A 10,668-nucleotide genomic window follows, 5' to 3' on the forward strand; every position below is an offset into this window, starting at 1 on the left:
TGTTGGCCAATCGGGTGAAGCTGTCGCCCTTGGTGGGCTATCTGGTAGCGGGCGTTGTGGTGGGGCCCTTCACCCCCGGTTATGTCGCCGACACCGAACTGGCACCCCAGTTGGCCGAGGTGGGTGTGATCCTGCTGATGTTCGGGGTGGGGCTGCATTTCTCGCCCAAGGATTTGATGAAGGTGCGCCACGTCGCCTTGCCGGGTGCGCTGGTGCAGATTGCGGCGGCCACGGCCCTTGGCTGGGCGTTGGGTTACTTCCTGCTGGGTCTTGGCCATCTGGAAGCGACCCTGTTGGGCTTCTCCTTGTCGGTAGCTTCGACCGTGGTGCTGCTCAGGGCGCTGGAGGAGCGCAAACAGGTCAAGAGCGATATCGGCAAGATCGCAGTCGGTTGGTTGATCGTCGAAGACCTCGTGATCGTGGTGGCCTTGGTGATGCTGCCGCTGATCGTCCTCAAGGAAGGACAGGTGTTTGACCCAGCCGTGCTGGCGGGCAGCATCGGTTTCACCCTGTTGAAGGTGGCGCTGTTTGTGCTGCTGATGTTTGTGGTCGGTGGCAAGGTCCTGCCGTGGCTGCTGGTGCGGATCGCCCATACCAAGTCGCGCGAGCTGTTCACGCTCGGCGTTCTTTCGATCGCCTTGGGGATTGCGTGGCTGGCCTATTCGGTGTTCGGCGCGTCGTTCGCTCTGGGTGCATTCGTTGCAGGACTTGTGCTGAACGGGACGCCGCTGGGCCATAATGCGGCGGAGCGTTCATTGCCGCTTCGAGACGCGTTTGCGGTGCTGTTCTTCGTATCGGTAGGGATGTTGTTCGACCCGTCCATTCTGGTGATGAAGCCGTGGGCTGTATTGGGCGTGGTATTCATCGTCATCATTGGCAAGTCGCTGGCAGCGCTTGCGATCACGACGGCCTTCAAACTTGATCGCGCTACCAGCCTGACGGTTGCGGCATCGCTGGCGCAGATCGGCGAGTTCTCGTTCATTCTGGCAGCGATATCGATGCAGATGGGTGCGATGGCACGCGAAACGCATGACCTGATACTGGCGGCTGCGCTTCTATCGATTTCGCTCAATCCGTTCGTCTTTGCGATTATAGACCGGTTGGGAGCTCGCAAGCCCCCTGAGCCGCCATTGGAGCAACCGCGCGCTTCCGATGCCGAAGCTGTGGCAAAGATGATGTGACATTAAAAAAGGCCCGCCGTGAATGGCGGGCCTTTATGTTTTGGGTCCCTTTCAGAGGACGCCGATCATCTCCGCAACCAGCGGGTGGCGCACAATGTCCTGTTCAGCCAGCCGGATGACCTTCACGCTTTCCAGCAGTTCCAGCCGCTCGGCGATGTCTCCCAGACCCGAGACACCGGGCAGCAAATCCGATTGGTGTGGGTCGCCCGTGACAACCATGGTGGAATGCCAGCCAAGGCGTGTCAGCAGCATTTTGAGCTGCACGTAGGTGCAGTTCTGCGCCTCGTCGACGACCACGAAGGCGTTGTTTAATGTGCGACCGCGCATATAGCCGATGGGAGCGATCTCAATCAGTCCCTCGGCCATCAAGGCACGAACGCGCTTCATCGACAGGCGGTCCGACAGCGCGTCGTAGAGGGGGCGCAGGTAAGGGGCCAGCTTGTCTTCCATGTCGCCCGGAAGGAAGCCGATGCTTTCACCCGCCTCGACTGCCGGACGTGAAAGCACGATCCTGCCGACCTTGCCGGCCTCAAGAGCCTCGACCGCTTTGGCAATGGCCAAATAGGTCTTGCCGGTACCGGCGGGGCCGAGGGCGGTAACAAGGTTGTATCGGTCGATGGCCTCCATGAGTGCGGCCTGACCTTCGGACTTGGGCTTCAACGTCTTCAGATAGGCCTGATCGCGCTCGTCGTTCGACGGGTAAGGCGACCACCCCGCATGGTTGGGTAGCCGTCTGACCTTGGCATCCGGTGAGAACTCACGATGGTCCAGAACACCTTCGCGGACTTGACGCTTCACGGCTGAACGCTTGGACATGGATGCCTCCAGGCAAGAAAAAAGGCGAACCCGAACGGGATCGCCTTGGACGTTTGCATTGTGGGGAGGGTGGAGAAGCGCGCACCGCCGTCTCCGGGATCAGCCGTAAGTGTGCCTCGGCTCACGCCGCATGGCCGACAACCAACTGGTACCGAACACGTCAAACGCATCCTCCAGTGCAGACCGGACCGGGGTTGATCCGGCTTCGGATACGAAGGACGAATAGGCCCTCGAATCGCTACAACAGTTTCACTGTAACGTGGTTAGGCGAGTGTTAAAGACAAGAAATTGCAACGGCGGGATAACGAACCGATGAGCGTCTATCGTCTTGGAGAAGTGGCACCCTCTCTGCCTGCTGCCGGTGAATACTGGATTGCACCGAATGCGTCGGTAATCGGCAACGTGACCCTGATGGAAGGGGCCAGCATTTGGTTCAATGTCGTGGTCCGTGGCGACAACGATCCCATCACCATCGGCCGCAACAGCAACATTCAGGAAGCCTCGATCCTGCATACCGATACCGGCTATCCGATGGTGATCGGCGAGGGCGTCACGGTTGGCCACAAGGCCATGCTGCATGGCTGCAAGATCGGCGACAACAGCCTGATCGGAATTGGCGCGGTGGTGCTGAACGGGGCGAAGATCGGCAGGAATTGTCTGATCGGAGCGAATGCATTGATCACCGAAGGCAAGGTCATTCCGGATAACTCACTGGTGATGGGGCAACCGGGCAAGGTCGTCCGCGAACTGGACGAAGGCGGGGTGATGGGCCTGAAAATGTCGGCTTTGCACTATGTCGAGAACTGGAAGCGGTTCGCCCGCGAACTGTCCGAAATCTAGGCAAGCTGTACCATTCAGGGACGCCTGCGCCTGTATTGCCTCAGGGCGGAACGTCCGGAAGCCTGAATCGGCTATCCTGCACGGCCTGCGATTTGCAGTGAGGTCGGGGACACTGGTTTAGGAGTTCCCGATGCGGGTGCGGCTCAAGACAGTACTGGCTCCTGCTTCGGTGGTGGGACTTTGGCTTGTGACAGGATTGGCGGTGGCGGGTGACTACGGTTGCCGTACCTGTGCGCCGCCGCCTGCGCCGCCCACGCCGCCGCTGCCACCCTATAATGGCTGTGCCGGTGGCGGTTGCGCGCCCGTGACACCGCCGTGCTGTGCCGGAGGCGGGGGCGGCTCTGTCAATGTGAATGTGAACATCAACAATGTTTCGGCCAATGCCAACGCGAGCGCTGTGGCTGATGCCCGGAGCCGGGCCTATGGCCGCGCCGGTGCCGGAGCGGGCAGTGCGGTCATCGTCGCCGGTGGTGGCGGGGCCTATTTCAATGTGGATCAGCCTTATCCGCTGACGTCAGGCATGGCAGTGGAAGGCATGGTCGAAGAGCGCGTCCGCGTGCCGTTCAGTTCGACCCGCTCCTGGGAAAAGCGCTATCGCGTTCAGGCCAGCTGCATTGATGATCGCAATGTCCCGCATCCAGCATCTCAGGTACGTCCGTCCCGCGAAGTGCTGGAGAGCTATGAGGGCGAAATCTATCGCTGCATCGTTGGCACCAAGCTGCAGTGGACCAAGATCGATGCCGAGGGCGGCACCGGTGAAACCGTCGTCTGCGATAAGGGGCAGGCCCTCTGGTATGCCGGCAAGGTTCTGGAATGCCGCGCGCAAAAACCGGAGCGCGACTGCCACGAACGCTCGCTGCTGCGCCGTTATGGGGCAGGGGTGAAGGAGTTGGTGTTGCGCGGTGAGGAAACCATCACAGAGTACCGCGAGGAGGTCGTGCAACGCAGCCTCGCCACGTCCGGTACGCTAATGATGGATGGGGGCGTGGGTGGCCGGGTCTTCTGATCCGGAGGGGACACCCACGAACGAAAAAGGCCCCGGAGAAATCCGGGGCCTTTGACGTTTTCAGCCGATTATTCGGGGGCGCGGACGGCCTCGAAGGTCCAGCTGCGTTCCGGACGCAGATACTTCTCGGCGGCGGCCTGAACTTCGGCAGGGGTGAAGGCTTCCAGAACCGGAATGTAGTTCAGGTTCAGGGCTTCATCCTCCGGATAACGCTGCAGGGTGCTGAGCGTACCGAGCCAGAAGTTGTTGTTGGCCATGCTGCGACGTTGACGCTCGATCATCGGTGCGCGGGCGCGGTTCAACTCATCCTCGGTGATGGGCGTTGACTTGAAGCTCTCGACGACCTTGGTCACTGCCGCGCGGAAGTCCGCGATCTTCGACGGATCGACGTCACCCGAGACGGCGATATAGCCATATCCCGGATAGGTGCCCGACGAAGTTGCGCCCACGCCCGGAGAATAGGTCAGTGCCTGCTTCTCGCGGATTTCTTCCATGACGCGCAGTTCAAGCACCTGAGCCATCAGGCCCACGAGGCGTGCTTCACGACGGTCGCCCAGCGAGTCGGTACCCGCCCAGTAAACCGTCACAGCGGCCTGTTCAGGCTTACCGGTGTGGTTGAAGCGGTAAGGCTCGGCGCGTGGGGTGGGAAGGCTGCGAACCTTCGCCTCGGCAGGAGCCTCTGGCAGGGCCGAACGCATGGGCAGGGCACCGAAGGTCTTGCCGACGGCAGCGACGACCGCTTCGGCGTCAACGTCGCCGACGACAGTGATGTCGATGGGGCCGTTGGCAACGGACTCCTGATAGGCCTGTTTGATGCCATCGGCGGTTAGTGCCCTGACTTCCTCCACGGTCGGTTGGGTCGCGCGGCGGTCACCGCCCGACAGCACAACGGAGCCGTCCAGCGCCATGGCACCGCCCGGTGTAGCGCGCGTTTGCTCCAGCGCCTGCGGGTAGATGGCCTTCAACTGCTCAAGGCGCGCCGGACGGATGGCAGCGTCAGTGAAGTAGGCGGCCAGAACCTGCATTTGCAGTTCGAGGTCCTGCGGACGGGTGGTGCCCGACAGCGAGACTTCCTCGTTACCGACACTCATGCCGGCGCTGTAGGTGCGGCCCGCCAGCACGCGGTTAAGCTCGTCCATCGTCAGCTTGCCCACGCCGCCCGGCGTGAAGACCGCCGAGGCGAGGCTGAGCGGATCGAACTGGTCGCTGGGCAGAGCCAGATCACCCAGACCCGTTTCGACCGAAACGAGGATCTGGTCCTTGCGATAGTCGGTCTTTTTGAAGACCAGACGCACATTGTTCGGGAAAGTATAGAGGGTCGCGCCCGAGGCTTCGAAGGTCTTCGTCGCCGTGGGGGCCGTCGGCGTACCGAAGTCGGTATAGGGCCAGTCGGCGGCGGCGGCAGCTGCGGGCGGCTGGACCTCGACCTTCTGGCTGGCTTCGAGGATGCTGACGACAGCGGCCTCGCCGCCCTCGATCAGGGCAGGCGTCGTGACCATGGCCAGCGGGCCGGTGCCGTCCAGACCCTTAGCGGTCAGGGCTTTGACCTCTTCGACATTCAGGTTCGCGACCGCAGCGTTGAACTGGGCCAGTTCATCGGCCGGAGATGTCGGAACAATGTCGTTGTGGACGCGGCTCTGGATGCCGCCCGCCAAGGCCGCGGTTTGCTGGGTGTCGGCGGCAGCCACAGCGTTTTCCATCGCCGTGCGAATGACCGCGATCTCGCGCTGCAGTTCAGCCTCTGTCGGGCCGAACTGGATCATACGGCGCTGTTCCTGCTCGATGGTTTCGAGCGCGCGTTGCAGGCCACCCGGATTGAACGAGGCAGAGATCGAGCCGGTGTCGACGGATTTGAAGAAGGCACCGCTGCTGGCACCCGCGCCGATAAATGGCGGGTTGTCCTGACGCGAAATCTCGCCGAGGCGACGGTTGAGGACGGCAAGGCCCAAACTGCGAAGAGTGTTCTCGCGACGGTTGGCGAGATTGTCCGGACGCTCTTCGTACGGGCGGATGCGATACAGGCTGACAGAGGACTGTGTGCCCGGCTCGACATGGATTGCGGCTTCAGGCTCGCGGGCCCTGGCAACGCCGAGGTCCGGATCGGGGCCGTCCGGCGCATTGTTCTGCCAGTCCGAGAAAGCGCCTTTGATCTTGGCTTCCATCTGGTCGACGTCGAAATCGCCGACGGCAACAAAGGTCGCGCGTTCCGGGCGATAATAGGCGCGATAGAAGTCGATGAACCTTTGCGCCGGAGCGTTGCGGATGATGTCCAGATCGCCGATGGGCAGGCGATTGGCGACGCGCTGTCCGGGGACGAGAAGCGCGATCTGCGCTTTCAGGGCACGAAGGCCTGGCGTGTCGCGCGTGCGCGCTTCGCCGACGATGACGTCACGCTCGGCATTGATGGCGTCGACGTCCATCAGGGCGCGAGAGACTTGCTCACGCATGATACGCAGGGAGGCATCGACGGTTTCGTTGTTACCCCGCGGCAGTTCCAGCCGGTAGAAGGTTTCGTCGAAGCTGGTGGCCGCGTTCGTGTCCGCGCCGAAAGCCAGGCCCAGACGCTCGAGGATACGCAACAACTCGTTTTCCGGGATGTTCTCGGTCCCGTTGAACAGCATGTGCTCGGTAAAGTGGGCCAGACCCTGCTGGTCGTCGCTCTCGTTCAACGAGCCTGCGTTGAAATGCATGCGCAGGGAAATCTGGCCCGGCGGTGTCGCATTACGCATCAGGACATAGCGCATGCCGTTGTCCATGCGGCCAAAGCTCAAACGCTCGTCGGCCTTCAGGTCGCTTGCGTCTTGCGGCCACGGTCGGCCCTTGCTGGCTTCGGCCTGGGCGGAGGCGATCGCGGGGGCTTCGGCATAGGCTGCAAGAGGCAGTCCGGCACCGATGGTCAACGCAAGAGCAGAGACTGCTGGAAGCAGCAGGTGGCGGGAGGACTTCATGCGCTGGACACTCCTGTCGTTGGCGTAGGGACAGACGTCGCGCGAAAGTTGCGTGACGCCCTTATCTCCCTTTCAGGTCTAAGGGCGCATTTGTGGCCATCAACTTAATGAAATGTAATGTTCAGTGAACAGCGGATGTAACAGCGCATCAGTGACCAAGGCTAAGTTAAGTCACGGAAAAGCTTAGCCGCCCGGTCGCGTGACATAGAAGCTGGCTGTGTTGCCGGTTGCGGTAGTGCCTGTAATGACGGCCCGTCCCTGTCCGCCGATGCTGGTTACTGCGGTAGCCGATACGTTGCCATGATTGGTCTGGGTCGTATTGGCGTTCAGGATGCCGCCGCAGTCCGAGCAGGCATATCCGGTTACGCTGTTGCCGGCGGCATTAGCCCCGACGTAGGCGTCATAGCCATTGTGCGCGGTCAGTTCGGCCTGCACCGATACGCCACCCGAGTTGAATTGGCTGTTGTCGATCTCGACCCAGACGTCCTGATTGCTGACCGACACCTGATTGGCCACGCCATCGGCGACGGCGCGCAGATCGCCGTAGTCATAGGCATAGGTACTGGCTTGGCTTTGAACGCCGCCGATGTTCGACTGCCTCGTCGTAACAACCTGCGAGCCGCCCGCGTTCGATGCATTGATACGATTGGCAGCGGCGCTAGAGGTTGCGATGCTGTTCCATGCATTTGCAGCGGTGGCGACGGTCTCGGCAGAGGTCCAGCCTTCGGATACCTGTCCGACTTCAACGCGCTGGGCCGACGAACCAGTGGTGTTCAGCTGCGTCAGGTTTGCGGCGGCGTCGCTGGCGTAATAGGCCGCGCCCGGAACATAGCGCGCGGGCGCATAGGTCTCGGCCACCGTACTGCCGGAAGTCGACTGGCTGATCGCGCCCGTCGTCACGGCATTCTTCCCGCCCGCAGTCATGGCATTGCTATAGGCGGCAGATGACAGGCTGATGCCGCCGGTTAAATGGGCCTCGGTGTTGCCCAGGACTGTGCGCGCAATCGCCGATCCATAATTGGCTTGGTCACTGTCCAGAACCAGTTCGGCCCCGTTGGCGGCAATGCTCGCTTCGTTGGCGCGCGCCTGATTGACTGCGGTCACGCGACCCCCCGCTTCGTCTCCTATATATAGAGAGACCTCGGCCGAGGTTGTGCCGTGCTGGTACTGCCGGTTCTGGACCGATACATCCCGCTCTTCGGCCCCGCCTGCGAGTTGGTTTCCGAGCGCGGTGTTGGTCACTGTCACCTGTTGTCGGGCAACGACTACGTTCAACTGTTGTCCAGCGAAGATATCTCCGAACTGGATTTGCTCGTTCAGGACGATAGGCCTCGACTGGGCCGAAGCGTCACTCGCCGCGACGGCGCACAGCGCGAGGAGGGTACCCATCAGCGCGGTTGGCACGGGTTGGGTCATTGTTCGTGTCCGTATTGTGCGAGGCCATGGAGGTGGAGCGTCCACCAAGAGGATCATTGGCGGGGTCCATGCAGACGTCGGGGCTGGGCGCGCCGTACAGATTGCTCATGAACTCGACGGTGGCCCGCTCAACCAGTGCTCGGACGGCCAGTTGGACAGGCTCGAGCCCGCTGCTACCGGCCGATACGTCAAAGACGTTGCCGTTCAGGAAGTCGAACACGCCCGCCGAGATTTCGCGGCCGACGATCTGCTTCTGGTAGGACACCACATCCACGACTTCCAGCGTGGTGGTTTGAACGAGGCGCAGGTCGATTGCGACGTTCATCACGAACACGCGCCCGTTCACGAGGCCCGAGCCGCCGTTGTCCTTGACCTGGCCGCCCGCGATATCGAAACCGGCCGAGCGGATGTTGTAGTTCACCTCGGTGATGCCGCCGACCAGATAGAAGTCCGAGCCGGGAACCTGCCCGGCCAGAATGCGGCGATAGCCGGGATCTTGTGGATCGACCGGAGCGTCGCCGATCAGGCGATTGTTGGCATAGCGCAGCTCAAGCTCAGACACCGATGTGTCGTAACGCTCGACCAGCCGCGCTCCAGCCTTGGCCAAGGCCGAGTTCGCCATCAAGGATGCACCCTGAGTGATCTGGCGACCGCCATCGGCAGAGACAGTGCCGGTGTAGTCACTGATGCGACCCACAGCCATACGCGGCGACGGCAGGTCGTACCGGCGAGCATAGTCGGCCAGACAATATAAGGCGTCCGAGTACGGCGTAGGGTTGGACGTTACCGGCGCATTTCCGATGGGCTGGGCATAGAGACCGGACGGGCCGGCAGTCGGGCTGACGCATCCTGCCAGTACTGCCGATGCGGCCAGGAGGCCAACCGCCGAGCGAGCCGTGTGCATAGGCGAACGCTTCATGGGAACACCAATGTGCCATTGAGGACCGTTCCGGCGCTGATGTTGCCCGTATTGGTCTGGTTGGATTTGACGATGACTGTGTTGTGGTTGCCCTGAACGACCACATTCAGATTGTTGCCGATGGCCGTCGCTCCACCGATCGCCGAACCGCCTTGGCTGGATCGTCCTGTCGTCGCGCTCGATGACGACACCCCGCTGGACGACTGGTGATATGAGCTCGCACCGGACTGAATGATGCCGTCCACGATCAGGCGATTGCCGTTGCTGTCGCGCGTGGAGCCTGAGGCGCTCGTGGCCGTGCTATAGCGGGAGCCTGCGTAACCTGCCTGAAGCTGTCCCAAACCCTGGCTGCCAGACTGCTGGGCGAGGACGGCGCAGGGCGTGACGACGCTCACCGCGGTGATCGCCACGGCACTGCACAGTCGCAGAACCGAGATTTCCAGTTTGATACGCATTGGCACAGGCCCCCCGTAATGCGGGGAAACACAGCAACGCTTATGCCAGAGATATGGGACAGCTCTCACGAACGGCTTGAGGTTCGGCCTTGGCGCGTCCATCTCTCTATATATGGACCCCTATGTAACGCCTTCGCCCGAACGGCCCGCTCGCGAGCCAATCTTCAAAATCCCTTTTGTCCCCTTCATCGTAGCCCTGGGGCTGGTGGGGTTGTTCGTGGCACAGAGCCAGTTGGGCGACGGCGGGATCGGCATGGGTTTGCGCCCTGCTGATTTGTCCCAAGGATATCTGTCGGGACTGTTCACCCACATGCTGGTCCACGGCGGATGGACGCACGTTCTGATGAATGCGGCAGCGGTGGTTGCTTTCGGATCGCCTGTCGCGCGGGACTTCGACAAACCCTTGGGGCCGGTCGGATGGCTGGCATTCTTTACGGTGTGCGGTGTCCTGGCTGGAGCAGGCTACGCGGCTATCCATTGGGGGGATACGACGCCCGTCATTGGTGCGTCGGGCGCAGCCTTTGGTTTGATCGGCGCGTCCCTGCGCCTCCAAGCGGGTCCCGGTTTGCTGATACCGATCACGCATCCTGCTATCTTGCGCGGCGCTGCGGTGTGGATGGGGGTCAATCTACTGACCGGACTGTTGGGCGGAGCGCTTGCGGGGCAGGGGGCGGCGATTGCCTGGGAAGCTCATGCGGTGGGATTCGTTGCGGGAATCATCCTGATCGGACCGTTCCACTCTCTTTTCAGCCGCAAAAACCACCCGCTCCTTGCGAACCGCTGATACGCTCACCATATTTAGAGACGTGATTGGTCACAATCGCCTGAAATCGCGCCACATTTGTCCGCGTAGAGGGCGATTTGATCCCCAGATCGGCCCGAACTGTGGATGGAATTCAAGCAGGGCTATTTGATCCTTGTGAACCGTAAAGGCTGGGCCTACATCCCCGTCATCGGCGGCGGCCACTTCTTCGGAACGGCTCGCAGCGGTTAGTCAGCCTCCCAAACGCTTCTGTGTGTTTGGATTTTTCTCCATCAGTCGGGTTTCGGCAGTTTGGGAAAAAGATCGGAAGGTCGGGTTGACATG

At 61.6% G+C, this 10,668-nt stretch carries 9 protein-coding genes; 4 read left to right on the forward strand and 5 right to left on the reverse strand.

The genetic code is table 11. From position 1 onward, the window contains the following. A partial coding sequence (locus tag OB03_RS13650; RefSeq protein ID WP_461344522.1) for a cation:proton antiporter domain-containing protein occupies positions 1-1,181 on the forward strand: 1,181 nt, incomplete at its 5' end. A gap of 51 nt (positions 1,182-1,232) precedes the next feature. On the opposite strand, the gene OB03_RS13655 is transcribed toward OB03_RS13650, so the two are convergent. Then, positions 1,233-2,009: a PhoH family protein gene (locus OB03_RS13655; RefSeq protein WP_242915500.1), complete on the reverse strand. Its 777-nt coding sequence runs from the start codon at positions 2,007-2,009 to the stop codon at positions 1,233-1,235. Positions 2,010-2,309: 300 nt separating this feature from the next. On the opposite strand from OB03_RS13655, the gene OB03_RS13660 reads away from it, so the two are divergent. After that, positions 2,310-2,837 (forward strand): gamma carbonic anhydrase family protein, encoded by a 528-nt coding sequence (locus OB03_RS13660; RefSeq protein WP_461344523.1) that lies wholly within the window; start codon positions 2,310-2,312, stop codon positions 2,835-2,837. Between the two features lie 130 nt (positions 2,838-2,967). Next, the gene (locus OB03_RS13665) at positions 2,968-3,843 is read left to right on the forward strand and encodes a hypothetical protein (RefSeq protein ID WP_461344524.1); all 876 of its coding nucleotides are present in this window, start codon (positions 2,968-2,970) and stop codon (positions 3,841-3,843) included. A gap of 68 nt (positions 3,844-3,911) precedes the next feature. Here the strand turns inward: OB03_RS13665 and OB03_RS13670 are convergent, their stop codons facing one another. From OB03_RS13670 to hfaA, 4 genes are all read right to left on the reverse strand, one after another. After that, positions 3,912-6,791, reverse strand: a complete 2,880-nt coding sequence (locus OB03_RS13670; protein ID WP_461344525.1) for a M16 family metallopeptidase — start codon at positions 6,789-6,791, stop codon at positions 3,912-3,914. A gap of 183 nt (positions 6,792-6,974) precedes the next feature. Further along, positions 6,975-8,207: a holdfast anchor protein HfaD gene (hfaD, locus tag OB03_RS13675; protein WP_461344526.1), complete on the reverse strand. Its 1,233-nt coding sequence runs from the start codon at positions 8,205-8,207 to the stop codon at positions 6,975-6,977. Further along, positions 8,140-9,111: a holdfast anchoring protein HfaB gene (hfaB, locus tag OB03_RS13680; RefSeq protein WP_461344527.1), complete on the reverse strand. Its 972-nt coding sequence runs from the start codon at positions 9,109-9,111 to the stop codon at positions 8,140-8,142. Before hfaB ends, hfaD begins: the two co-directional genes overlap by 68 nt. 11 nt (positions 9,112-9,122) lie before the next feature. Further along, positions 9,123-9,581, reverse strand: a complete 459-nt coding sequence (gene hfaA / locus OB03_RS13685) for a holdfast anchoring protein HfaA (RefSeq protein WP_242915496.1) — start codon at positions 9,579-9,581, stop codon at positions 9,123-9,125. A 76-nt stretch (positions 9,582-9,657) separates the two neighbouring features. Here hfaA and OB03_RS13690 point away from each other — a divergent pair, with 76 nt between their 5' ends. Continuing rightward, positions 9,658-10,365: a rhomboid family intramembrane serine protease gene (locus tag OB03_RS13690; protein ID WP_242915498.1), complete on the forward strand. Its 708-nt coding sequence runs from the start codon at positions 9,658-9,660 to the stop codon at positions 10,363-10,365. Positions 10,366-10,668 lie beyond the last annotated feature (303 nt).

The sequence above is a fragment of the Brevundimonas sp. GN22 genome, assembly GCF_054824005.1.